The sequence below is a fragment of the Lyngbya sp. CCY1209 genome (assembly GCF_035615495.1).
In the GTDB taxonomy this organism is placed as follows: domain Bacteria; phylum Cyanobacteriota; class Cyanobacteriia; order Cyanobacteriales; family Microcoleaceae; genus Limnospira.
Map to the genome: position 1 here is coordinate 1 of NZ_JAJENU010000358.1, position 782 is coordinate 782.

Genomic DNA, 782 nt, shown 5'->3' on the forward strand with positions numbered 1-782 from the left:
GAGATAGCAATCTTGCACTGTTCAATGATTTCGCGGCTTTGTGATATGACCACAAAATCATCGGCATATCTAACGACTGTTGTGTTGATAACTTTCCCTTCAACTCTATGTATGGGGAATAGTTTCTCGATATGCCTCACCATTCCATCCAGTGCGATGTTGGCGAGGAGTGGACTTATTACCCCTCCTTGGGGTGTCCCGGCTTTCGTGTCGTCAAATACACCATTGTCAATAACCCCGGCTTTTAACCATTGTTTGATATTATGCCTTATGGTCGTTGGACAATGAAGTTTGGATAGCAGGTAACCATGGTCAATCTGGTCGAAGCATTTGGCAATATCGGCATCAAGGACGTAATATCCCATTTTGTTGATACTAATAAATATTCTGCCAATTGCGTCAAGGGTTGAGCGTCCGGGTCGAAACCCATAACTTGTTCCCTCAAATTTTGGTTCCCAGTAGGGTTCCATTGCCATTTTGACCAAGGCTTGCTTGGCTCTGTCTCGGATTGTTGGGATTCCCAGAGGGCGTTTTTCATCCCGTCCAGGTTTTGGTATCCAAATTCTCCGTAATGGCTTGGCTTTGAAGTTTCCTTTGATTTCTTCAACAAGTTCAAACCTTTGTTTCGGGGATATTGCTATCACACCATCTACTCCGGCTGTTTTCTTGCCTTGGTTATCTTGGGTCACTCGCCTTACCGCTAGGAGCCTTGCGTAGTATGACTTCAAAAGGAGTCTCTGCAACCTTCTAGCTTTTGCATCCTGTCCCGATTGAGCCGCTTG

1 protein-coding gene is annotated in these 782 nt (G+C 45.3%); it reads right to left on the bottom strand.

The window, feature by feature from the left end:
* Positions 1–782 (bottom strand): reverse transcriptase domain-containing protein (locus LKE08_RS10130; protein ID WP_324704099.1); only part of this gene is annotated, 782 nt, incomplete at both ends.